Source organism: Streptomyces sp. NPDC096324, from assembly GCF_044763015.1.
Classification (GTDB): domain Bacteria; phylum Actinomycetota; class Actinomycetes; order Streptomycetales; family Streptomycetaceae; genus Streptomyces.
On the sequence record NZ_JBIWFK010000011.1, the window covers coordinates 76271 to 98892 of the forward strand.

Consider the following 22622-nt stretch of genomic DNA (forward strand, 5'->3'; position numbering starts at 1 on the left):
AGAGCCGGCACGATCTAGGGTTTTGGCATGGCACGACCACGGCGCATCGTCCTTGTCCGGCACGGCGAGTCGGTGGGCAATGCCGATGACACCGTCTACGAACGCGAGCCCGACCACGCACTGGCGCTCACGGAGACAGGGTGGCAGCAGGCGGAGGACACCGGCAAGCGGCTGCGCGAGCTCTTCGGAAGGGAACGCGTAAGCGTTTACGTCTCCCCCTATCGCCGTACCCACGAGACCTTCCGCGCCTTTCACCTCGACCCCGAGCTCGTACGGGTGCGGGAGGAGCCTCGCCTGCGCGAGCAGGACTGGGGCAACTGGCAGGACCGTGACGACGTACGCCTCCAGAAGGCCTATCGCGACGCGTACGGGCACTTTTTCTACCGGTTCGCGCAAGGCGAGTCCGGCGCCGACGTGTACGACCGGGTCGGCGGCTTCCTGGAGAGCCTGTACCGCAGCTTCGAGGCCCCCGACCACCCGACCAACGTGCTCCTGGTGACCCACGGCCTGGCCATGCGGCTGTTCTGCATGCGCTGGTTCCACTGGACGGTCGCCGAGTTCGAGTCGCTCTCCAACCCGGGGAACGCGGAGGTGAGGATGCTCGTTCTGGGGGAGGACGGCCGGTACACCCTCGACCGTCCCTTCGAGCAGTGGCGCGATCCGGAAGTCGTTCGGAGCCACCGGATAGAGTGGCAGGGCGATGATCGCTGACACCTCTCCCGACGGGCGCTTCGAGCGCGCCCTCGCCAGCCTGCGCGGACTCGCGGTGGGAGACGCGCTGGGCTCGCAGTTCTTCGTGCCCGCGAACTACCCCCTGCTCAAGCGCCGAGAACTGCCGCCCCGCCCCTGGCAGTGGACCGACGACACCGAGATGGCCTGTTCCGTGGTCGCCGTCCTGGCCACACACCACCGCGTCGACCAGGACGCGCTGGCCCACTCCTTCGCCGACCACCACGACTTCGACCGCGGCTACGGACCAGCGGTCAACCGGCTGCTGCGGCTGGTTCGGGAGGGCGGAGACTGGCGCGAGCTCGCGTCGGCGCTCTTCAAGGGCCAGGGCTCCTGGGGCAACGGCGCCGCGATGCGGATCGCTCCTCTGGGCGCCTGGTACGCGGACGACCCGGAGCAGGCGACCCACCAGGCGGAGATCTCCGCCTATCCGACGCACCAGCACCGCGAGGCCGTGGTCGGCGCGATGGCCGTCGCCGCGGCCGCGGCCCTGGCCGCCGACCCGGCGGGCCCGCCCAGCGCCGAGGCCCTGCTGGACGGCGTCATCGCGCTCGTACCGCGAAGCGCCGTGGGCGCCGGGCTGAGGCGCGCCCGCGACATGCTCGACTACGGGGACGCCGCGACCGTGGCCGCCGTCCTGGGCTGTGGCCGGCGTACGTCGGCACACGACACCGTGCCCTTCGCCCTCTGGTCCGCGGCCCGCGCCCTGGGCGACTACGAGGAGGGTTTCTGGGCCACCGCCCAGGTCGGCGGTGACGTGGACACGAACTGCTCCATCGTCGGCGGCGTCATCGCCTCCGGAAAGGCCGGCGCGCCCCCCGGGGCATGGCTGGAAGCGACGGAGGCACTGCCGGAGTGGCTACCAGAAGTCGTGTCGGGGGATAGAGCGGGCGGAGTGTAGGGCGCGTTCCGGGCGGCGGCGTTCCCGCGTATTTGGCAGTGATCGCCGGAGAGTGGCCGGCCGGGAGCGGTTTCGGGCGTGCGGCGGGGTTTGCGGTCGGCTGTGTGTCGAGCGTACGGCGGCCGTGTGATCGCGGACGAGAGGCTTGCGGGGCGAGTGTGCCGTCGGCCGCCTGTCGGGGCGTATGGCGGGTGCACGGCGGGCGCTCGGAGCCTCGGGAGATTTGTCCGGGCTTCCCGGATGCGGCCGGGAGGTCTCGCGGAGGCCTTTGGACGCCGCTGGACGCCGCGTACGGCGGGCTCCGGGGCGGCCCGGGGAGGACCCGGGCCAGGCGGGCATGGCGGGCACCGGACGGGCGTCGGGCTCTGTCACAGGCTTGCTACAGCCCCTCAGCACCGTGGTGAGCCGCATTACCCCTGGATACCCTGTGCGCCACGCCGCCCGTTGATCATGGCGGGCGTGTGCCGACGAAACACCGGCTGACAGCCTCTCCGCCCCAGCGGCGTGATCCGGGCTGCCCGGTGACCGGCTGGGAGGGGATCCCTTGTCCGACATACCGTCCACGCCCGAGCCCGGAGACGGGGCATCGGCGCAGAGGAAGAGACCGGAGGCCGGCGAGGAGATTCCGGGAGCCGAGTCGCGGCTCACGGAGGCACCGGAGCTCACGGACTCCACGGATTCGGACGCGTCGGGGGGCGCGGACGAGCCCGGGGGTGCTGGTGGGTCGAAGGGTGCGGTTGAGTCCGAGGGTGCGGTTGAGTCCTCGGGCGCGGATGGGTCCGAGGGTGCGGATGGGTCCGAGGGTGCGGATGCGCCTGAGGACGAGGAGGAGCCTCGGGGGGTGGACGGTCCGGAAGGGCCTGGTGCCCCCGAGGATGGCAAGGTGGCCGATGCCGCGCACGGGCCCGGGGCCAAGCCCTCGTCCGAGCGGGCGGCCGGGGCCGTCGGTGCCGGGACCGTCGGCGGGGTGCGGCACCAGGCCACCAGGCCGTCGCGGGCGAGGACAGGCAGGCCGGGCCCCTCGGCCGCCCCCGACGTGTGGTCGCCGGAACTGTGGGTCACGTCGCCCGCCCCGGTGCGCACACCCACGCTGTGGGCCGTGCTCGCGACCGGCGTGCTGAGCATGCTGCTCCTCGACGGCGGTCTCGGGATCAACCTCCTGCTGGTCGCGATCCCCGCGGCACTCGCCGCGTACTTCGCCGGCCGGGCCGCGAGTCGACGCCCGCGCGCGTGGAGCCTGGTCTGGGGTATCGGCGGCATCGGCCTGCTGGCCGTGCCGGCCCTGCGGGACGCGGACTGGCCGTCGTTCCTGGCCGTCACGGCGGCGATCGGGCTCGGCTCGCTCGCGCTGAACGGCGGCCGCACCTGGCCGGCGATCCTGCTCGGCCCCATCGGCGTGATGAACTCGGTGATCACCGGCATCACCTGGGGCTGGCGCGGGCTGCGGGAACGATTCGGCGGCGCCCGCCGCGGGGTCGGCGTCGGCCTGCGCGCGTTCGTGGTGAGCGCGGTCCTGCTGCTGGTCTTCGGCGCCTTGTTCGCCGGAGCCGACGCCGCTTTCGCCGATCTGCTCAGCGACCTGGTACCGGACACCTCGGTCACCGGCGGACCCGTGCGCGTGGTGCTCCTGCTGTCGGGCCTGGTCGTGGCGCTGGCCGTGGCCCACACGGCTGCCGCGCCGGTGCGACTGGACCGCGTCGTGGTGCGCCCCGGACGCCCGCGCAACCGTGTCGAGTGGGCGCTCCCGCTGATCGTGCTCACGGTGCTCTTCGCTGCCTTCAACGCGGTTCAGCTCGTCGTCCTCTTCGGTGGCTACGACGCCGTGCTGGAGAAGACCGACCTGTCGTACGCGGAGTACGCGCGCCAGGGCTTCTGGCAGCTCCTGTTCGTCACGCTGCTGACCCTGCTCGTCGTGGTGTTCGCGCTGCGCTGGGCCCCGCGGGACGGCGCCGGCGACCGGAAGCTGGTGCGGGGTGTGCTGGGAACTCTCTGCGCGCTGGCGCTCGTTGTCGTGGCATCCGCTGTGCGACGTATGGACATGTATGTGGAGGCTTATGGGCTGACGCGGCTGAGGATCTCGGTGCTGGCCGGGGAGTTGTGGCTGGGCCTGGTCATCGTGCTCATCATGGCGGCCGGTGTGTGGGGGGCCCGCTGGCTGCCCCGCGCCGTCGCGGCCAGTGCGGCGGTCGGCGTCCTCGCGTTCGGGCTGATGTCGCCGGACAGCCTGATCGCCGAGAGCAACGTCCAGCGGTACGAGGACACGGGCAAGTTCGACATCCTGTACGCCCGCGATCTGTCGGCCGACGCCGTACCGGCCCTCGACAAGCTCAAGGAGCCGACGCGGTCCTGCGTGCTGAGAGCGATCGCCGACGATCTGGGCGAGGACGACACACCCTGGTACGCGACCAGTTGGGGTGAGGCCCGAGCCCGGGACATCCTTCGCGAGCGCCCGCCCGCCGCGTCCGTCGACGAGGCCGTGTGCAACTCGCTGACGGAGGTCCCCGAGTACCGCTGACGGCCTTCGGCCGACCCTCGACGGGGCCGGTTCTCAGTGTCATCGGCGCTACCGGCGTCACTGGCACTACCGGCGCCACCGGCTCCGTATCGCGGACGGTCTGACCTCGGACGGCCGGACCGTGGTCGCAACAGGGTCTTCATGACCCGGACCACGACCCGGCCCTCCGCGGTTCTGCTCCCCGTCCGGGGCGGGTCTCCCGTCGTACCGGCGAGAGCGCCCTGAGCCCACGGCAGGTCTCCCGCCGTACCGGCGCGTGCCCTCAGCCCGCCGCCGCCGGTTCCGCCGTACCGGCGAGAGCCTCCATGTCGCTCTTGCGGACCCTGATCACCAGTGCGGCGGTGGCCAGGGCGACCACGGCCATGCCCACCGCCGGCACGAAGGCGGTCGAGATGCCGTGGGCGAGTACGTCATGGCCCCAAGGGGCAGGCAGTTGGTGGGTCTTGGCGAATGCCGCCTTCTGCTCGGCCGAGCCGTCGGCCAGGAACTTCGGCATCTGCTTCTGCGCCTCGTCCCGGCTGGCCGAGCCGAAGACCGTGGTGAGGATGGAGAGGCCGAGCGAACCGCCCACCTGCTGCGTGACGTTGAGCAGACCGGAGGCCGCACCCGCCTCGTGCTGGGCGACGCCGGAGACGGCGGTCACCGTCAGCGTCACGAAGTTCAGGCCCATGCCGAAGCCGAACAGCAGCATCGGTCCGAGCACTCCACCGGCGTACGAGTCGTCGGGGCTGATGAAGGTCAGCCAGCCGAGCCCGAGGGCGACGAGCGACGAGCCGGTGACCATGAACGGCTTGGGGCCGAGCACCGGCAGGAAGCGCTGCGAAAGACCCGCGCCGACCGCGATCGCGACCGTCACCGGCAGGAAGGCCACACCTGCCGAGATCGGCGTGTACCCCAGCACGTTCTGCACGAAGAGCACGATGTAGAAGAACATGCCGAACATCGCGGCGGCGAGGCTCAGCATGATCAGATAAGTGCCCGATCGGTTCCGGTCGGCGAACATCCTCAACGGGGTGATGGGTTCCTTCGCCCGCGTCTCGATGATCCCGAAGGCCAGCAACAGCGCCGCGGCCGCGCCGAACGACCCGATCGTGAGACCGTCCCGCCAGCCGTTCTCCGCCGCGCGGATGAAGCCGTAGACCAGGGAGGCCATGCCCGCCGTCGAGGTGAGCGCGCCCGCGACGTCGAAGCGTCCCGGGTGGCGCTGGGACTCGTTGATGTACATCGGCGCGAGAACGGCGATCAGGATGCCGATGGGCACGTTGACGAACAGGACCCATCGCCAGTCGAGCCACTCCGTGAGCATGCCTCCGGCGAGCAGGCCGATGGCGCCGCCACCGGCCGATACCGTCGCGAAGACGGCGAAGGCCCGGTTCCGTTCCGGGCCTTCGGGGAAGGTCGTCGTGATCAGGGCCAGCGACGTCGGGGAGGCGATCGCGCCCCCCATGCCCTGCAGGGCCCGCGCCGCCAGCAACTGCCAGGGCTCCTGGGCGAGTCCGCCGAGCAGTGAGGCGAAGGTGAACAGCAGGATGCCGGTCATGAAGACCCGGCGCCGGCCGAGGATGTCGCCGGCTCGTGCGCCGAGAAGCAGCAGGCCGCCGAAGGTGAGGGTGTACGAACTGACCACCCATGTCAGGTCTGTCGTACTGAAGTCGAGTGCGTCTTGAATGTGCGGGAGTGCGATGTTCACAATCGTCGCGTCGAGTACCACCATGAGTTGGCAGGCCGCGATGACGGTGAGCGCGATGCCGGGATGTCCCTCCCGGCGTGCCGCACCTGGCTTGCCGTCCTTAGTCAACTGAGAGGTTGTCACCATGCTTCCCCCACAAGTGAGTTAGTGAACGCGAGCGTTCACTTGCGCGTCAACGGTAGTGACTCCCCGTCAGTGAACGCAAGCGTTCACTGAAGCCACTGCCCGACGTGGACGATCCGGTCGCGCACCCCTCGTCCGAAAGCCCGAACCTCCCTGAATACCGCTCCCCTGTACGACGGAGACACTCTGATGGTTACTTCGCGTTGGACGGCCGCCCCCGCTCAGGCGCCCCCCTCGCGCCGTCGCGGCGCCGTGCTCGAGCGCGCGATCCTGGAAGCCGCCCTGGAACAGCTCGGCGCGGTCGGCTGGAACGGCCTCACCATGGAGGGGGTGGCCGCCGGGGCGCAGACCGGCAAGGCCGCGGTCTACCGCCGGTGGCCCTCGAAGGTGGACCTGGTCGCGGATGCCCTCCAGGCCGGACTGCCCGACCTGACGCGAGTTCCCGACCTCGGCAGTGTCCGGGAGGATCTGCTGCAGGTGTGCCGACGGGTGCGCGAGGCGATGTTCTCGCCGCCGGGAATCGCGCTTCGCTCGGTGCTTCACGAATGCGATGTACGGCAGGCCGAGCGCTTCAATCTGGTGATCCGTGGCAGGGTCGTCGAGCCCACGCTGCATCTGCTCCGCGAGGTCGTTCAGCGCGGTATCGAACGGGGTGAGGTGCGTCCCGAGGCCGCGAACTCGTACGTCTTCGACGCCGTCCCGGCGATGATGATGTACCGCGCCAAGGTGTGCGCGAGCGAATGGAGCGAGCTGGATCTCCAGGAGATGATCGACCAGATGATGGTCCCGCTGCTGTGTGTACGGGTGGGCTGATCCGGTTGTGCGGGTCGTCCGATCGGCTTGGTCCTGTCGGCCGACCAGTGTGCGCGGGGTCGTCGAACCGTCCGTGCGGACCGGCCGGCCCGCACGCTGTGGCTGGGCTGACCGGCGGGTGCGGGTCGGTTCCGCCGGTGTGCGGGCCGGCTCCGCCGGTTCCGAGGCGGGCTTTCCGGCGGCCCGGGGGCCTGGGTGTCGCGCGGGGCTCCGGGCGGCGTAGTCTGAGGGCGCCATGCCGTACGAACCCCCCACTCATACCGTCGAGCGCTCCCTCCGCGCCACGACCGGAGCGAAGGTCATAGCCGGTGTCGACGAGGTGGGGCGCGGTGCCTGGGCCGGCCCTGTCACCGTCTGCGCCGCCGTCACCGGACTGCGCCGCCCGCCCGAAGGCCTCACCGACTCCAAGCTCCTGACCGTCAAGCGCCGGACCGCGCTCGCCGTGGAGTTGGAGAAATGGGTGACGGCGTACGCCCTCGGGCACGCCTCCCCGGACGAGATCGACCGACTCGGCATGACGGCGGCGCTGCGCCTCGCGGCCGTACGCGCGCTGGATGCCTTGCCGGTCCGCCCCGACGCGGTCATCCTCGACGGGAAGCACGACTATCTCGGTGCTCCCTGGAAGGTCCGTACGGTGATCAAGGGTGACCAGTCCTGCGTCGCCGTCGCGGCGGCCTCGGTGATCGCCAAGGTGCAGCGCGACAAAATGATGGCCGAACTGGGCATCGACCATGCAGACTTCGGCTTTGCGGCCAACGCCGGGTATCCGTCGCCGGTCCACAAAGCCGCGCTGGAGGAGCGGGGGCCCACCCCGTACCACCGGCTGTCGTGGGCGTATCTTGATGCGCTGCCCCAGTGGCGGCACCTCAAGAAGGCCCGCAGTTCGACGGACGGAAGCGTTCCGGAGATCGAAGGCCAGCTCGGCTTCGACTTCTGACGACTCCGTTCGCACTCATGTGCCACCCGCCGGGGTGAGTCGCACCGGCGTTTGATAGATATCAGCTCATGCCTCTCCTTCCCGAGGAGCCTCAGATTCACGAGAGTGCCCAGGGTCCCCGCGTCAGTCCGGCCAGTGGCCGAACCGCGCCGACCCCTCGCCCTGTACCCGGTCCCCGTCCCGCGGCCCCGCCGCGTCCCGGCCGCCCGGGTCCCGTCCGGCCGATGCCGGCCCAACGCACCCCGCGCGAGCCGGTCGTGGCCGCACCGGGGCCGTCCGCCAAGCCGGCCGCACCCGCGGCCGGCACCCCGCAGATCCAGCTCGTCCCGGCCTCGGCCGACGGTGCGCTGGACGCCGCGGAAGAAGCCGTCGACCTGCTGCTGGAGTCGGGCCGCGCCCCCGGTGAGGTGCTGGTGATCACCACCGGCGATCCGCACCCGTGGGCCGTGCACGAACTCTCCTTCGGTGAGGCCGCCTACTGGGCGCAGCACGACGCCGGCGACGACGTCTTCTACGCCGACGCCGCTGCCGCGCGCCGCGCCGCTTCCCGTCCCGTGGTCGTGGTCGCGGTCAACGGTGGTTCCGGCGAGGTCGCCGCGACCGCCCTGCCCCTGGCCCTCGGCCGGGCCGGTGCCCTGCTGATCGTCTGCGGTGACCCGCAGCAGATCAACTCGGTCCTGGCCGCAGGCGTCTGAGCGCGTTCCGGACCCGGTCCGGAACGCGCCCGGCGGGACGCTGAGGGTGCCGCCACGGCGGCACCTGCACGGCGGTCCCTTCGGCGTACCCGCACGCGTCGAGTCCGCCCCGAACCCTTGCACGGCGGTCCCTTCGGCGTACCCGCACGCGTCGAGTCCGCTCCGAACCCTCGGATCCGGCGGATCTGTTCGGCTCCCGACTGATGTCACGGCACGGAGTCCGACCGCTCCGCACGTGTGCCTTCCCGCTTCACCGCCCGCGCCTGCTCGGGTGCAGCGCCCGGCATGGCACGGTCACCCCGCGTGTACCGCATCGCTCCGTTCGGCCCGCGCCCTGTCGGTGGCAGGGCAGGTGTTGGGGTGTTCGGCGTATGCCCTCTTGGTCGCCGAGCGTGAGCGCGCTCCGCATCAGGCCGCGCGTTCGCGCCGCACCGGTGCGCGGGTGGTGCGGGTGGTACGGCCCTGCGGTTCGCCCGGCCGAGCGTGCGCGGCCCGCCTTCCCCGGGGCGGGCCACGGCCGTGACGGACCCGCCTCTCAGCGGGCGGCCGCCCGGCGCATCACCTCGGAGGCGACGCCTCCTGTGCGGGGCAGCGGCGGCATCACCTCACCCACGTAGAACTCCGGCGCCGACTCCGAATTGGGGCGGCGTCCGCCGCGGCCCTCGCCGAGGACCTGCCAGCCGTCACGTGTCAGCGTGATGTACGCGCCGCACCGCAGTCCGTGGAGCGTGCAGGCATCGCGCAGTCCCCACATCCAGGCCCCGTCCTCCTCCGTCCAGCGCGCGTCGCCGTCCCGGCAGTACATGAGGACGGCCGTGCGCGCGGGAGTGCGGCGCCGCAGGTCGTGCGGGATGACCCGGCGAAGCTGCGCGAGCAGCGCGTTGCGGAACATCCAGCCGTCTGCGGGTGCCGAACGCCGGGTGAAGGAGGCGCTCGCCATCAGCCGCTCGTCCTGGTCGAGCACCGCGACGACCGCGGTCGACGGTCTGGGCCGGTGCCGGGCGTGAAGGCCGCTCACGACCTCACGGGGATCGCGCAGAAGCGGAATTCCGGCCGAGGCCCATTCGGCGGGTTCCAGCATGCGGGTCAGTGGATTGGTGGAAGCGGCGGACAGGTCGGGAGACATGGTTGCCGCCGAGGACGGAGCGAATCCGAAGGTCACGGTCCTCCCTTCGGCTACGTGCCCGGACAGCGGGCGGGGTCGGACTTGGGGGATGGCACGCCGCAGCAGAGCCCTACCGGACCACGGGCAAACCGTGCGGGGAGCGGAGCTCAATTCTTCCTGTCGAACTGGGATGCGGCAACGAGCAATTGGGGCCACCGACCGTTTTCGGGCGATTAGCGTCCTATATACCTGCCCGGTGTTTCGAATGGCGACACGCGAGTCACGCCTGTACGGCGAGGACCAGCGGCAACACTGCCTGGGCACCCGCTCTGCGAAGCATCCGCGATGCCACCGCCAGCGTCCAGCCCGTGTCCGTGGCATCGTCCACCAGCAGTACCGGACCCTCCGTTTCTCTCAGGACTTCGGCCAGCCGCGGCGGCACGGTCAGTGACCCGTCCAGTGCCTTGAGCCGCTGAGCGCTGTTGCTGCGGGAGATCTGGGCCGCCTCGCCGACGTACTCCACGGACCCCAGGAGCGGCAGCCGGCCGATCTCCGCGATCCGCGCGCCGAGCGAATTGATCAGTTGCGGCCGCGAGCGCGAGGCGATGGTCACCACGCCGACCGGGCGCGGCATCGCGTCGGGCTGCCCGGAGGCCCAGCCACCAGGGCCCTTCGCCCAGTCGGCCAGGACGCCGACCACGGCCTGGGCCACATCGTCCGGAACGGGCCCGTCCGGGGCCTGCGGGGCGAGCATCGGCCGCAGTCGGTTTCCCCAGCCGATGTCGGAGAGCCGTCCCAGGGCACGCCCCGGAGCGGCCAGTTCGCCGGCCGGGATGCGGCCCTTCAGATCGACACCGACCGCCGCCAGCCCGGTCGGCCACATCTTCCGGGGTTCGACCTCGACGCCCGCACGGTCCAGCTCGCCGTTCGCCGCGTCCAGCGCGGCAGCGGACACGGACTCCTGGAACCGCCCGCCGGAGCAGTTGTCGCAGCGCCCGCACGGCGCGGCGCCCTCGTCGTCGAGCTGCAGCCGGAGGAACTCCATGCGGCATCCGGTCGTCGACACGTAGTCCCGCATCGCCTGCTGCTCCGTCGCCCGCTGCTTGGCGACCCAGGCGTAGCGCTCGGTGTCGTACGTCCAGGGCATCCCGGTGGAGATCCAGCCGCCCTTGACCCGGTGCACGGCCCCGTCCACGTCGAGCACCTTGAGCATGGTCTCCAGCCGGGACCTGCGCAGCTCGACCAGCGGTTCCAGCGCGGGCAGGGAGAGCGGGCGCTCGGCCCGGGCCAGGACGTCCAGAGTGCGCCGCACCTGCTCCTCCGGGGGGAAGGCGATCGAGGCGAAGTACTCCCAGATCGCCTGGTCCTCCTTCCCCGGCAGAAGCAGCACTTCGGCGTGCTCCACCCCGCGGCCCGCGCGTCCCACCTGTTGGTAGTAGGCGATCGGAGAGGAGGGCGAACCCAGGTGCACCACGAAGCCGAGGTCGGGCTTGTCGAAGCCCATGCCCAGCGCCGACGTGGCGACCAGTGCCTTGACGCGGTTGGCGAGCAGGTCCTCCTCGGCCTGTTGGCGGTCGGCGTTCTCCGTCTTCCCGGTGTACGAGGCGACGGTGTAGCCGCTCTGGCGCAGGAACGCGGTGACCTCCTCGGCCGCGGCCACGGTCAGCGTGTAGATGATTCCCGAGCCCGGCAGGTCGTTCAGATGCTCGGCGAGCCAGGCCATCCGGTGCGCGGCGTCCGGCAGCCGCAGCACGCCGAGGCTCAGGCTCTCCCGGTCCAGGGGGCCGCGCAGCACCAGCGCGTCGGTGCTCACGCCGGTGCCGAGCTGCTCGGCCACATCGGCCGTCACGCGCGCGTTGGCCGTCGCGGTGGTGGCCAGCACCGGGGTGTCGGGCGGGAGGTCGGCGAGCATGGTGCGCAGGCGCCGGTAGTCCGGCCGGAAATCATGGCCCCAGTCGGAGATGCAGTGCGCCTCGTCCACCACCAGCAGTCCGGTGGCCGCGGCCAGCTTGGGCAGTACCTGGTCGCGGAAGTCGGGATTGTTCAGTCGTTCCGGACTCACGAGGAGGACGTCGACCTCGCTCGACGCCACCTCGGCCTGAATCGTCTCCCACTCCTCCGTGTTGGAGGAGTTGATCGTCCGCGCGCGGATTCCGGCGCGGGCCGCCGCCTCCACCTGGTTGCGCATCAAGGCGAGAAGCGGCGAGACGATCACCGTGGGCCCCGCGCCCATCTCGCGCAGCAGCGCCGTCGCGACGAAGTACACCGCGGACTTGCCCCAGCCGGTGCGCTGCACCACCAGCGCTCTGCGCTTGTCGGCCACCAGCGCCTCGATGGCGCGCCACTGGTCCTCGCGAAGCCGAGCCTCGCCCGCCGGCGCGCCGACCAGGCGGGCCAGGACGGTGTCGGCGGTTGCCCGGAGTTCTTCGCGGGAGGTGTCGTGAGCGTTGTCGGGGGCTGTGGGTCGCGGGTCTGCGTTGGTCATGGCTCCATGCAACCGGATGGGTCCGACAATGCGCGAACGAGACGTCGAGCTGTGGACAACTTCTGTTGTGATCATGGCGACGGTTATCCACAGCCTCAACCGGAATCTTGCGATCTGCGAGATGGTCACCGCATGACGAATCACGACGAATCGACCGGCACGTCCGGCGACAAGAACATCAGCGCGGTCGGTGGACGCGGCTGGAACCCCGGGCACGACCGATCCGGTGGCGCAGGCGGCGAGGGTGACTGGAGCGGGCCGGGCGGCCGAGGCGGGGACGGCGGCGACGCGTCGAACGATCCGGGCGGCCGGCCCGACGACGGGCTGGAAATTCTGGACGGCCTCTCCGACGAAGGCCTGGAAGGTTTGGACGGCCGCTCCCGCAATAGGGCGGACGGTTCGGACGGCCGCTCCTGCGACGGGTTGGACGCGGCGGGCGGCCGGTCAGGCGACGGTCCAGCGGGTCCAGCCGGTCCAGCCGCTCCGCCCGGGTGCGCGGGCCGGGTCCGGCCGGTTCGTCAGCTCGGCCCGGTGGTCCACGGCGGAACGGCCATTCCTGGCGGGCTGCTCCACGGCGCCGACGCGGAGCGTGTCCGCGGCGGGCACCACGCGGGCGGCATGGGCCTGCCGGGCGGAGAGCATCAGGTGACTCTCCGCACCCCGGCGGAGCTGGCCGACGCGCTGCCCTATCTCCTCGGATACCGCCCCGACGACAGCATCGTGCTGGTCGCCCTGCACGACCGGGAGCGACGGGGCCGCTTCGGCGGCCGGGCCCGGCTCGGCATCCCGGCTCACGCGGAGGACTGGCCGGCCGCCTCCGACCAGCTCGCACAGGGACTGGTGAAGGGGAGCGAGCGACGAGGCACCCGCCCCGGGAGCATGGTGGCGTACCTGTGCCAGGAACCCGGGCGAGGTGAATCGGGCCGGGACGTCATGGAACGTCTGCGCCCGCTCGCACAGCTGTTGCGGACGGCCTGCGGACGTCTCGACGTTCCGGTGATCGAGGCACTCTGCATCTCCGACGGGCGCTTCTGGACCTACACATGCCCGGGGCAGGGATGCTGCCCGCCGGAAGGTACGGCGATGGGGCTGCCGGGCACGTCCGTCCTCGCCGCCGCCGCGACGTACGCGGGCCTTCAGGTGCGCGGATCACTGAAGGACCTGACAGCCAGGTTCCATCCCTGGGAGTCCACCGCCGCGCTGGGGCAGGAGGTCGCGCTCGACACGGCCAGCATCGCCCTCGTACCGAGGATCCTCATGGATGACAGCCGGGCCGAGGTGGCCGAGGAAACCCTCACCATGGCCCGGCGGATCAGGGACCGGTTCGCCGCGGCCCTTCCCGTGTCGGGTACGCGCCCGTCCGATCTGCGCGACGACGGACTCCTGGAGAACGACGAGGCCGCCACACTGATCCTCGGCCTCCAGGACCGCACGACCCGCGACCGCGCCGCCCAATGGATGGAGGGCGACGAGGCCGCCCCGGCGCTGCGCCTGTGGCGGGCCCTGGCCCGTCGCTGTGTCGGCCCCTACCGCGAGCACGCGGCAGCACCCCTCACACTCGCTGGATGGGTCGCCTGGTCCATGGGCGACGAACTGGAGGCGCGGGAAGCGCTCGCCATGGCACTCGGCGCCGATCCCGAGTACCTGTTCGCCCGCCTGCTCCACCAGGCCTGCAATGAGGGCCTGGATCCGGAATCGGTCCGCCGCTGTCTCCGCGCGGAGCGCGCGGACAGCGATCCGAACGAGGCGGAACGGCCGAACGGCATGGAGGGGTCGACCGAGGCGGGTCGGCCGGTCGACACGGAACAACCGACCGACTCGGAACGCCCGGTCGACTCCGGCACACCGCCGCCGGTCGTCGGCCCGACACCGCCCGGTTCCCACGCGCCCGCCGACCGGCCCACGAGGCCGACCACCTCGATGGGCACCTCGCTCTCGACGCCTGCCGCGTCGCGTCGCCGTCGGCCTCGGTCAGCGCCGATCGGCGGCAGTCGACCGAGTCGGCGCGGCCCCGGGACCTCGTATCCCCAGGGGGGCCGCCCGACGGGCGATGTCTCACGGGGCGGGGACCGGTCGCGGCGAGCGGTGGACCGGGCGGACGGCCGGCGGCGAGGGCGGGAGAACAGCGAGCGGCGCGGTACAGGGGAGGACGCGTGAGCGACCGAGGTGCAGCACGGCGGGAGAGGGCCGGGACAAGGACGGGCCGGACTTCTCCGCCATAGACAGCCCGGCCAGTCCAGTCGTCTGCGGAGGACAGCCTGGCTTTCTCGGCAGAGGACTGGCCGGACCATTTCGGGGTGGGACCGGCCGGTCTTCTCGGCCCGGGCGGGTCGGGAGTCCCCGCGCCCCGGGGGTTGGCCGCAACCCGGTCCTGCCCTTGTCGGAGGGCTCGGCTCCCGACCAGCCGGAGCACCACCACCCGCACGGTCGGCGAACGTCCGGCCGGTGCCGGTGCCGGTGCCGGTGCCGGTACCAGTGCGACTGGTGGCCGGCCCGCCGCCATTCGGTCGGCTTCCTGGTCATACGCGTGACCCGGGACAGGGCTGGCCCGTTCACCTGAGTGGCGGAATCCGTGGCCGGATTGCGCCGCCGCAACGCCCCCGACCCGCGGAGCCCCCACCCGGAGCCCAGCGCACTCCCGGCGCATCGAGCGCGGAGGAAGTCATCCCATGTCCATGCCCCATCCGTCCTCGGCGCCCGACGGCGGTCGTCCGTCCGGGCCCGAACCCGCACAGGCCGCCGGACGCGGGGGCGCTCCGGCGGCCCCGCGACCGGGCCGCGACTCCGCTGAGCCGTTCCTCCCGGCAGGGCGCGTCACCGTGACTCCCCGGACGCCTCTTCCCGTGCCGGGCCGGCCGACGGACCTGCCACCGGCCCACACCACACTGATCTGTGCCGCCCTTCCCGGACTGGTGATCTCGACGCAGGAAGGACAGCTCACCGGCCGTGGCCTCGAGGGCTTCTACATGGCGGGTCGACGGACTCTGTCCCGTTGCCTGGTACGGGTCGCGGGCCGGGAGCCGCTGGCGATGCAGGCCCGGATGCTCGCGGCCGACCGCGCCCACTTCCTGGGGACGCTGCGCGCCTGCCCCGACACCGGCCCGGACCCGGACGTGATCGTCGAAAGAACCCGCCAGGCGGACGGCGTCGAAAGGATCACCCTGCGCAGCGCGGCTCTTCGCGTCCTGCGCGTGCCCGTCGAGGTCGCCCTCGGGACGGACCTCGCGGAACTGGGCGACGTCGCCTCGGGCCGGGCCGGAGCCGAGCTGCCCGCCAGTGTCCACGGCGCCGGTCTGCGCTGGTCCTGCCCCACGGGCCATGTGACCGTCTCCGCCGATCCGCCGCCCACCGACGCCCTGGCTTCGGCGGGACTGCTGCGCTGGGAGGTCGAACTGCCACCAGGGGGCACGCTCACGGTGGAACTGCATGTCAGACCGGACGGCCAGGGGCCGGTCAGAGCGGTGGGCCGGGGCGCGGCGAGCCCGTTCGCCGAAGCCCGGGTGGTGAGCGACGAGTCCGGAGTCGAAGCGCTCCTGAGCACCTGCGTCGACGACCTTCGAGCCCTGCTGCTGCGCGACCCCCGGCACCCGGCCGACACCCACCTCGCGGCGGGAGCGCCCTGGCGCTGCGGGCTGGCGCCGGCCGAGGCACTGGCCGCGGCCCGGATGACCCTGCCGCTGGGCACCCGTCTCGCCGCGGGCACGCTGCGCACCCTCGCCCGTACCCAACTCGCAGGTCCGGGGCCGCACGCCGGACTGATCCCGGGACCGCTCCGGGACAGCGGGCCGCACCTGCCGCCAGGCTGCACGGCGACCGAGGCCACCCTGCTCTTCCCGGTGCTTCTCGCCGAGGCCTGGCGCTGGGGGCTGGCCGAGCGGGAGGTGGCGGAGTTGCTGCCCGCGGCCGAGCGTTGCCTGGAGTGGCTGCGGACCACGATCGGCGACGGCACGTACCTGCCCGACCCTCAGCCGGGCGGGCCGTTCCGCTGCGAGACGCAGGCACACGCGCATCGCGCCGCCCTGCTCGGTGCCGATCTGTTGGACGCGCACGGACGGACCGGCGGCACGGGGCTGCGGCAGTGGGCCCGGGCGCTGCGAGGGGCGTTCCACGACGACTTCTGGGTCGAGGACCGAGCCGGTGGCCGGCCGGCCGCTGCTCGTACCAGGGACGGGCGCCCCGTGCCCCAGCTCGGTTCGGGCGCCGCCCATCTCCTCGACACGGGTCTGTCGGGCGCGGGTGAGCACGCCCCCGGTCTGCTCGACAAGGCGCGGACCGAACAGCTCGCGCGGCTGCTCGGCGAGCCGGCCATGGACTCGGGGTGGGGGCTGCGCAGCCTCGGAGCGAAGGAGGCGGCGTACAACCCGTTCGGTCATCGCAGCGGGGCGGTGCGGGTCCACGAGACGGCCGTCGCCGTCATGGGGCTCGCCGCCGCGGGCCACGAGAAAGAGGCCGGCTCCCTCCTGCGTGGCGTACTGGCGGCGGCCGAGTCCTTCGGCGGCAGAGTGCCCGAGATGTACGCGGGGGAGCAGCGCACGCGGGGGAGCGCTCCGGTTCCTCACCCGGCCGCCTCCCGGCCCGCCGCCACCTCGGCGGCCGCCGGGGTGCTGTTGCTCTGCTCCCTGGCCGGGATCCGCCCCGATGCGCCCGCGGGCGCGGTGACCCTGCGCCCGTTCCGGGCCGCGCCCCTGGGGGAGATCGTGCTGACGGGCCTGCGGATCTCGGGGGTTCCCTTCTCCGTGCGCGTCAGCAGACTGGGGCTCGCCATGGTCGAGGAAGCGGGAGAGGGACTGCAGTTGGGGGTGTGACGCCGCGGGACGCGTCATCGACCGGATCCTGGGCGGCTGGGTGCCGTACGGGACGGAAGTCGATCAACCTTGGTCCGGGCTCCCGAAGGAGGTGTTTATCGTCAGGAAGACGACTATGATCGCGGCATGCCCTACGACCCGTCAGCCTTTCCGCCCTTCGCCGTGACCGTGGACCTGGTCGTGCTGACCGTGCGCCGCCATGCCCTGTGCGCGCTGGCGGTACGGCGGGGCGAGCAGCCGTTCCAGGGGCGATGGGCGCTGCCCGGCGGTTTCGTACGGACCGACGAGGATCTGGCGCAGGCCGCGGCCCGCGAGCTGGCCGAGGAGACGGGGCTGTGTGCCCACGACCCCTCGGTGCCCGCGCAGGACAACGGCGCACACCTCGAGCAGCTCGCGACCTACGGTGACCCCAAGCGCGATCCCCGGATGCGGGTGGTGAGCGTCGCGCACCTCGCCCTCGCCCCCGACCTGCCCGCTCCCCGCGCGGGCGGCGACGCGAACAGCGCACGCTGGGCGCCGGTCGACGAACTGCTGCAACAGGGCGGGTACGGACGTGACGGGGAGCAGGCGGCGCCCCTCGCCTTCGATCACGCGCAGATCCTCTCGGACGGTGTGGAGCGCGCCCGGTCCAAGATCGAGTACTCGTCGCTGGCGACCGCCTTCTGCCCGACGGAGTTCACCGTCGGCGAGCTGCGCCGTGTCTACGAGGCCGTGTGGGGCGTGGCGCTCGACCCGCGCAACTTCCACCGCAAGGTGACCGGTACGCCGGGCTTCCTCGTGCCCACCGGGGGCACGACCACACGTCAGGGCGGCCGCCCCGCCCAGTTGTTCCGGGCGGGCGGCGCCACGCTGCTCAACCCGCCGATGCTGCGCCCCGAGGTCTGAGGAAGACCGCGAACGCGGTTCCGGGCGCCGGGGTCTCGGCGCCCTCGCCGGACCCGCGAGGCCCTTCGGAGGCGAGCCGCATGGCGCCCGGGAAATCCGAAATGTCGCGCTATCTTGCTTTGGGTGATCCAGGCCATCGGACTGACCAGCAACACCCGCAAGGCGCGTCCGCCCGCCGTCGACGACGTGTCCTTCGAGGCGCAGGCGGGCCACGTCACCGCGCTCGTCGGGGCCCCCGGTGCGGGCAAGACGACGGCACTGAGACTCATGCTCGAACTCCGACAGGGCCGCGGAATCACTTATTTCCGGGGAAGGCCCCTGCACCGGATCGCCCATCCCTGCCGCGAGGTCGGCGTACTCCTGGGCGAGGTGCCGGGCCATCCGGCACGCACGGTCCGGGGCCAGCTCCGCATGCTGTGCGCCGCGGCCGGGGTACCCGCCCGCCGCGCCGACGAAGTCCTCGAAGTGGTCGGGCTCGTCAGCCTGCGGGACGAGAGCCTGGGCACCCTCTCCCGTGGCATGGACCGCCGGCTCGGACTGGCCTGCGCGCTCCTGCCCGACCCCCACACCCTCGTGCTCGACGCCCCCGCGGGCGGACTGTCCGTCAGAGAAGGCCGATGGCTGCACGGGATGCTGCGCGCACACGCGAACCAGGGTGGCACGGTGCTGTTCACCACGGACGACCCCAAGGAGGCCGCACGGACCGCCGACCGGGTCGTCACGCTGGAGCAGGGACGCCTCGTCGCCGACCAGGAGGCCGCCGAGTTCGCCCGCACCCGGCTGCGGCCGCGGGTCGCCGTCCGCAGCCCGCACGCCGCCCGGCTCGGCTCCCTCCTGACCAAGGAAGCCCGAACGGCACGGCGCTCGGTGGAAGTCGTGCGCGAGGAGGGCAATCGGCTCTCGGTGTACGGAAGCACCTGCGCCGACGTCGGCGAGACGGCCTTCCGGCACGGCATCCTCGTACACCAACTCGCTGATGAGACGGGTGACATGGGGCCCAAGCGGGCTGCGTCGCCGTCGGAGGAGAGCGAGCAGCCTGCCGACGAGCCGCGCCGCGCAGACGAGTCGCGCCTCACCGAGACCTCGGCCGCGGATGACGCTTCCGCCCTTCCGCCCCCCATCGCCGTACGCCAGGCCCGGAGCCCGTCGCGCCCCCTGCGCTACGAACTGCGCAGAGCGGCCGGCGTCGGTACTGGCTACGTCACGGCGGCCGCCGTTCTCGTCACCTCCGCCCTCCTGTCCGTCCTGCTGGCCAGAATCGGCCACACGCCGCAGCCGCGCCTGCTGGCCGCGTGGCCACGGGAGCTCCCGCTCCCGCCCGCCGCGCTCGGTGCCGGACTGCTGGGCGCCGTCGCCTTCGGCGAGGAGTTCCGGCACCCCGCCCTGGCCGCGGACCGCGGCACCGTCCCGCGCCGGCTGGGACTGCTGACCGCCAAGCTCCTCGTCGCCTCGGCCACCGCGCTGACGCTGGCGTTCCTCACCGTGGGATGCGACCTCGAAATGCTCTACCTCGTCTACGGACGGGAGCTCGCCGGAATTCCGTCGGACTGGCTCTCGCTGAGCGCGAGTTGGTTCGGTCTGGTGGTGGGGTGCGCGTGGGCGGGCGTGCTGGCGGCCGGCATCTTCCGGTCCACCGCCGCCGGGCTCGCGGCGGTCCTCGCCGTGCCGGTCGTCGTCGTACCGCTCGTACAGAAGGCCTTCCAGGGGCCGTCTGTACGGTCGGCGGCCGGATTCCCGGAGCGGCTCCGGGAACTGGTCCTCATGCAGTGGCCGTTCGGCGGCGAGCGCTACCTGGTGGCCGTCGTGCGGGTGCTCGCCCAACCCGTGGGCGGAGCACTGCTGTTGTCGCTGACCGCACTGCTCTGCGCATATCTGCTCACGACCCTGCGGAGCCGGGTCCGATGACGACCGTCCGCACCCTTCCGTTTCCCCTGTGCGCACAACTCCCCGAAGAACGCCCATTTCTTTCCGATAAGGCGTCAATTGCGACGGTGTGAGCGATCACCCTTTCGTGTGCTTTTCACCAAAGACCTCAAGGCAGTTGGAGCCGGAGCCGACAACAGACCCGTGAGTACCCTTGCGCAGACCATGATGACCGCCGCCCGTTCCTCAGACTCCGGCCTCGCCGGACCGGGCGAACTCGACCGTTACCCCTACGCCGACGCCTCCGGTGCCGACCGCGTCGGCCCCCCTGTGTGGGAGAGCGCCGAGCCCGAGCTCGGCCGCGTCGGCCGGCGCGCCGCCGGCAGCCGCGGACGCGGACTGCACGGCCAGCTCGTCCAGCAGCTCGGCCAGATGATCGTCTCCGGAGACCTCGGCGCGGACCGCCCGCTCGTGCCCGAGGAGATCGGCCAGCGCTTCGAGGTCTCCCGGACCGTCGTCCGCGAGTCGCTCCGCGTCCTGGAGGCCAAGGGGCTGGTCAGTGCCCGCCCGAACGTCGGCACGCGCGTGCGTCCCGTCAGCGACTGGAACCTCCTCGACCCGGACATCATCGAATGGCGGGCCTTCGGTCCGCAGCGGGACGACCAGCGGCGCGAGCTGGGCGAGCTCCGCTGGACGATCGAGCCGCTCGCCGCACGCCTCGCGGCCGGACACGGGCGCGAGGAGGTCCAGCAGCGGCTCGGCGACATGGTGGAGATCATGGGCCACGCCATGGCGCAGGGTGACGCCCTGACCTTCTCGCGGGCCGACACCGAGTTCCACTCGCTGCTCATCCAGCTCGCGGGCAACAGGATGCTCGAGCACCTCTCGGGGATCGTCTCGGCGGCGCTCCAGGTCTCCGGCAGCCCGGTCACCGGCTGTGACCGGCCGAACGAGGCCTCGCTGGGTCACCACGCGCGCATCGTGGACGCCCTCGCGGCGGCCGACGGCGCGGCGGCCGAGACGGCCATGCGGCAGCTCCTCACCGTCCACCCCGAGGTGGAGCGTGTCGTGCCCGCGCCGCGCGAGCACTGATCGCGCGGCGCGGGTGACGCGGTCCGGAGCGTGTGCGCGTCCGTGGCGGCGTCGGACCCGGGAGTCGTCACCCGTCGGGACCTCGCCAAATCCTTCCCGGATGAGGTGAGGTCCCGACGGTGCGACCGGGGTGGCGGATCATGAACTAACCTGGATTGACAGGATCTGTCATCTTTTGGGCACATACGGGGTGTGACTCGGGCCACGCAGATTGGGCGTAACGCTCTTCGGGGCAGCGCGATGACCTAAGAGGTGATAGCCGAGGAAGGAATACAGACGCCGTGTGTGGCGCTGTGCATCTTCCCGGTCCCCGCCCGCGCCGTCGGCCCATCCCCAGTCGGCGGTCGTCGGTTCCTGTCCACAGCGGACGGGGCCGGAAGCCGTTTTTCAACGTTCCGAGAGGTTGTTCGTGTCGGCCAGCACATCCCGTACGCTCCCGCCGGAGATCGCCGAGTCCGTCTCTGTCATGGCGCTCATCGAGCGGGGAAAGGCTGAGGGGCAGATCGCCGGCGATGACGTGCGTCGGGCCTTCGAAGCTGACCAGATTCCGGCCACTCAGTGGAAGAACGTACTGCGCAGCCTCAACCAGATCCTCGAGGAAGAGGGTGTGACGCTGATGGTCAGTGCCGCGGAGCCCAAGCGCACCCGAAAGAGCGTCGCAGCGAAGAGTCCGGCCAAGCGCACCGCCACCAAGACCGTGGCGGCCAAGACGGTGACTGCCAAGAAGACCACCGCCACCGCGGCTCCGGCTGCCCTCGCCGACGATTCGGTCGAGGACGCCTCCGCAGGCAAGCCCGCCGCAGCCAAGAAGACGACGGCGAAGAAGGCCGTCGCCAAGAAGACGGTCGCCAAGAAGACGGCGGCCAAGAAGACGAGCGCCAAGAAGGACGACGCCGAGCTCGTCGACGAGGAGACGGCCGAGGAGACCCCCGGCAAGCCCGGTGCGGACGAGCCCACCGAGGACGGCGCCCAGGGCTTCGTCCTGTCCGACGAGGACGAGGACGACGCGCCCGCGCAGCAGGTGGCCGCCGCCGGTGCCACCGCCGACCCGGTCAAGGACTACCTCAAGCAGATCGGCAAGGTCCCGCTGCTCAACGCCGAGCAGGAGGTCGAGCTCGCCAAGCGCATCGAGGCCGGTCTGTTCGCCGAGGACAAGCTCGCCAACGCAGACAAGCTCGCCCCCAAGCTCAAGCGTGAGCTCGAGATCATCGCCGAGGACGGCCGCCGCGCCAAGAACCACCTCCTGGAGGCCAACCTCCGTCTGGTGGTCTCCCTGGCCAAGCGTTACACCGGTCGCGGCATGCTCTTCCTGGACCTCATCCAGGAGGGCAACCTCGGTCTGATCCGCGCGGTCGAGAAGTTCGACTACACCAAGGGCTACAAGTTCTCCACGTACGCCACCTGGTGGATCCGTCAGGCGATCACCCGCGCCATGGCCGACCAGGCCCGCACCATCCGTATCCCGGTGCACATGGTCGAGGTCATCAACAAGCTCGCGCGCGTCCAGCGCCAGATGCTCCAGGACCTGGGCCGTGAGCCCACCCCGGAGGAGCTGGCCAAGGAACTCGACATGACCCCCGAGAAGGTCATCGAGGTCCAGAAGTACGGCCGTGAGCCCATCTCCCTGCACACCCCGCTGGGTGAGGACGGCGACAGCGAGTTCGGCGACCTCATCGAGGACTCCGAGGCCGTCGTCCCGGCCGACGCGGTCAGCTTCACGCTCCTCCAGGAGCAGCTGCACTCCGTCCTCGACACCCTGTCCGAGCGCGAGGCGGGCGTCGTCTCGATGCGCTTCGGTCTCACCGACGGTCAGCCGAAGACCCTCGACGAGATCGGCAAGGTGTACGGCGTGACCCGTGAGCGGATCCGCCAGATCGAGTCCAAGACCATGTCGAAGCTGCGTCACCCGTCGCGTTCCCAGGTGCTGCGCGACTACCTCGACTAGGCCTCGGCCGCACGTCGACGAGGGCCCGATCTCCTGTTG

At 71.7% G+C, this 22622-nt stretch carries 16 protein-coding genes; 12 read left to right on the forward strand and 4 right to left on the reverse strand.

Annotated elements, in window-relative coordinates; translation table 11 throughout:
• The first annotated feature begins 27 nt into the window (after positions 1-27).
• From ACIQ7M_RS28870 to ACIQ7M_RS28880, 3 genes are all read left to right on the forward strand, one after another.
• Positions 28-711, forward strand: coding sequence for a histidine phosphatase family protein (locus ACIQ7M_RS28870; RefSeq protein WP_355763188.1), 684 nt, complete (start codon positions 28-30; stop codon positions 709-711).
• Entirely contained in the window at positions 701-1630 is a 930-nt protein-coding gene (locus ACIQ7M_RS28875) for an ADP-ribosylglycohydrolase family protein (RefSeq protein WP_355763185.1), read from the forward strand. Before ACIQ7M_RS28870 ends, ACIQ7M_RS28875 begins: the two co-directional genes overlap by 11 nt.
• A gap of 1036 nt (positions 1631-2666) precedes the next feature.
• Positions 2667-4145: a DUF4153 domain-containing protein gene (locus ACIQ7M_RS28880; RefSeq protein ID WP_403650182.1), complete on the forward strand. Its 1479-nt coding sequence runs from the start codon at positions 2667-2669 to the stop codon at positions 4143-4145.
• 262 nt (positions 4146-4407) lie between these two features.
• On the opposite strand, the gene ACIQ7M_RS28885 is transcribed toward ACIQ7M_RS28880, so the two are convergent.
• The gene (locus tag ACIQ7M_RS28885; protein ID WP_403650186.1) at positions 4408-5958 is read right to left on the reverse strand and encodes an MFS transporter; all 1551 of its coding nucleotides are present in this window, start codon (positions 5956-5958) and stop codon (positions 4408-4410) included.
• Positions 5959-6147: 189 nt separating this feature from the next.
• Between ACIQ7M_RS28885 and ACIQ7M_RS28890 the strand changes: the two genes are divergently transcribed.
• The 3 genes from ACIQ7M_RS28890 to ACIQ7M_RS28900 all read left to right on the forward strand — a co-directional run bounded on the left by ACIQ7M_RS28890 (position 6148) and on the right by ACIQ7M_RS28900 (position 8403).
• On the forward strand, positions 6148-6771 hold the full coding sequence (locus ACIQ7M_RS28890; RefSeq protein WP_355763179.1) for a TetR/AcrR family transcriptional regulator: 624 nt from the start codon (positions 6148-6150) through the stop codon (positions 6769-6771).
• A gap of 235 nt (positions 6772-7006) precedes the next feature.
• Entirely contained in the window at positions 7007-7708 is a 702-nt protein-coding gene (locus tag ACIQ7M_RS28895) for a ribonuclease HII (RefSeq protein ID WP_389841119.1), read from the forward strand.
• A gap of 68 nt (positions 7709-7776) precedes the next feature.
• Positions 7777-8403, forward strand: a complete 627-nt coding sequence (locus ACIQ7M_RS28900; RefSeq protein WP_355763173.1) for a hypothetical protein — start codon at positions 7777-7779, stop codon at positions 8401-8403.
• Positions 8404-8938: 535 nt separating this feature from the next.
• On the opposite strand, the gene ACIQ7M_RS28905 is transcribed toward ACIQ7M_RS28900, so the two are convergent.
• The 3 genes from ACIQ7M_RS28905 to ACIQ7M_RS28915 form a co-directional block, all read right to left on the reverse strand.
• Positions 8939-9565, reverse strand: coding sequence for a hypothetical protein (locus tag ACIQ7M_RS28905; protein WP_355763170.1), 627 nt, complete (start codon positions 9563-9565; stop codon positions 8939-8941).
• A gap of 223 nt (positions 9566-9788) precedes the next feature.
• The gene (locus ACIQ7M_RS28910; protein WP_403649872.1) at positions 9789-11993 is read right to left on the reverse strand and encodes a RecQ family ATP-dependent DNA helicase; all 2205 of its coding nucleotides are present in this window, start codon (positions 11991-11993) and stop codon (positions 9789-9791) included.
• 444 nt (positions 11994-12437) lie between these two features.
• Complete coding sequence (locus ACIQ7M_RS28915) at positions 12438-12635, reverse strand: hypothetical protein (RefSeq protein ID WP_403650213.1); 198 nt, start codon at positions 12633-12635, stop codon at positions 12438-12440.
• Here ACIQ7M_RS28915 and ACIQ7M_RS28920 point away from each other — a divergent pair.
• From ACIQ7M_RS28920 to ACIQ7M_RS28945, 6 genes are all read left to right on the forward strand, one after another.
• Positions 12546-14150 carry a DUF4192 domain-containing protein gene (locus tag ACIQ7M_RS28920; RefSeq protein WP_403650189.1) on the forward strand — a complete coding sequence of 535 codons (1605 nt, stop codon included), beginning with the start codon at positions 12546-12548 and terminating at the stop codon, positions 14148-14150. The two genes, ACIQ7M_RS28915 and ACIQ7M_RS28920, sit on opposite strands and share 90 nt — an antisense overlap.
• A 518-nt stretch (positions 14151-14668) precedes the next feature.
• Entirely contained in the window at positions 14669-16798 is a 2130-nt protein-coding gene (locus ACIQ7M_RS28925; protein ID WP_403650191.1) for a glycogen debranching N-terminal domain-containing protein, read from the forward strand.
• Positions 16799-16924: 126 nt separating this feature from the next.
• Positions 16925-17683, forward strand: a complete 759-nt coding sequence (locus tag ACIQ7M_RS28930) for an NUDIX hydrolase (RefSeq protein ID WP_355763160.1) — start codon at positions 16925-16927, stop codon at positions 17681-17683.
• Positions 17684-17806: 123 nt separating this feature from the next.
• Entirely contained in the window at positions 17807-19588 is a 1782-nt protein-coding gene (locus ACIQ7M_RS28935; RefSeq protein WP_403649876.1) for an ATP-binding cassette domain-containing protein, read from the forward strand.
• A 162-nt stretch (positions 19589-19750) separates the two neighbouring features.
• On the forward strand, positions 19751-20638 hold the full coding sequence (locus ACIQ7M_RS28940; protein ID WP_386983694.1) for a FadR/GntR family transcriptional regulator: 888 nt from the start codon (positions 19751-19753) through the stop codon (positions 20636-20638).
• A 409-nt stretch (positions 20639-21047) separates the two neighbouring features.
• On the forward strand, positions 21048-22583 hold the full coding sequence (locus tag ACIQ7M_RS28945) for an RNA polymerase sigma factor (protein WP_403649880.1): 1536 nt from the start codon (positions 21048-21050) through the stop codon (positions 22581-22583).
• Positions 22584-22622: the final 39 nt, after the last annotated feature.

Coding starts and splice junctions, on each gene's coding strand:
- ACIQ7M_RS28930 (WP_355763160.1), top strand. CDS start 16,925: ATGCCCTACGACCCGTCAGCCTTTCCGCCCTTCGCCGTGACCGTGGAC.
- ACIQ7M_RS28875 (WP_355763185.1), top strand. CDS start 701: ATGATCGCTGACACCTCTCCCGACGGGCGCTTCGAGCGCGCCCTCGCC.
- ACIQ7M_RS28915 (WP_403650213.1), bottom strand. CDS start 12,635: ATGCTCTCCGCCCGGCAGGCCCATGCCGCCCGCGTGGTGCCCGCCGCG.
- ACIQ7M_RS28900 (WP_355763173.1), top strand. CDS start 7,777: ATGCCTCTCCTTCCCGAGGAGCCTCAGATTCACGAGAGTGCCCAGGGT.
- ACIQ7M_RS28870 (WP_355763188.1), top strand. CDS start 28: ATGGCACGACCACGGCGCATCGTCCTTGTCCGGCACGGCGAGTCGGTG.
- ACIQ7M_RS28890 (WP_355763179.1), top strand. CDS start 6,148: ATGGTTACTTCGCGTTGGACGGCCGCCCCCGCTCAGGCGCCCCCCTCG.
- ACIQ7M_RS28910 (WP_403649872.1), bottom strand. CDS start 11,993: ATGACCAACGCAGACCCGCGACCCACAGCCCCCGACAACGCTCACGAC.
- ACIQ7M_RS28925 (WP_403650191.1), top strand. CDS start 14,669: ATGCCCCATCCGTCCTCGGCGCCCGACGGCGGTCGTCCGTCCGGGCCC.
- ACIQ7M_RS28895 (WP_389841119.1), top strand. CDS start 7,007: ATGCCGTACGAACCCCCCACTCATACCGTCGAGCGCTCCCTCCGCGCC.